Annotated in this window: 1 protein-coding gene; it reads right to left on the bottom strand. The window is 64.3% G+C overall.

Features of this window, described 5'->3' with window-relative positions; translation table 11 throughout:
• The coding region (locus tag M8523_RS36525; RefSeq protein ID WP_282589680.1) for an nSTAND1 domain-containing NTPase at positions 1–363 on the bottom strand (363 nt) is incomplete at its 3' end.
• Positions 364–552 lie beyond the last annotated feature (189 nt).

Here is a 552-nt window from a genome sequence, read left to right as displayed (position 1 = left end):
CGCAAGCACCGCGGTTCGCCAGTGATCGGCATCGCTCGTCTGGGTCCGGATGTCCGCGAGGAGACCCGCACGCGCCAAGGACGATTTTCCGACACCGCTGCTTCCATGGAGAAGGAGGAACGCGGTCCCCTGCGCCGCGGCCTGTCGGAGGCGGGCCAAGGCCTCCTGCCGCTCCGGTCCCCGGCCGAAGAACACGGGGCTGTCGGCCGTACCGAACGGTTCAAGACCCTTGTAAGGAGACCCGCTCCACCGCGGTGCACCGCTGCTGGCCGACGCCAATCGCGCGAGGCGGCTGTTGAACACCCCGAGGATGTCGTTGACCTCGGCGATTTCATACACCAAGATGCCGAGGTCTTTCAGCATGTCGCGACGCGTAGGATCGACGTCCTCGCCGTTGGCCTTGGGTCAAACAGCAAGGACCGGCACCCCTGAGGCGCGTTCGTCCGACAGTCGGGATCGAGACCGCTCGATCTTGTCAGGCAGGTAATCGATCCTCGAGACCCGTAAATCGTAGTCGACCACGCCTGTTACCAACACAACGCAATCAGCCTC

Origin of the sequence: Lichenifustis flavocetrariae (genome assembly GCF_026130545.1) — a bacterium.
GTDB lineage: Bacteria > Pseudomonadota > Alphaproteobacteria > Rhizobiales > Beijerinckiaceae > Lichenihabitans > Lichenihabitans flavocetrariae.
This window is presented reverse-complemented; position numbering and strand designations above follow the sequence as displayed.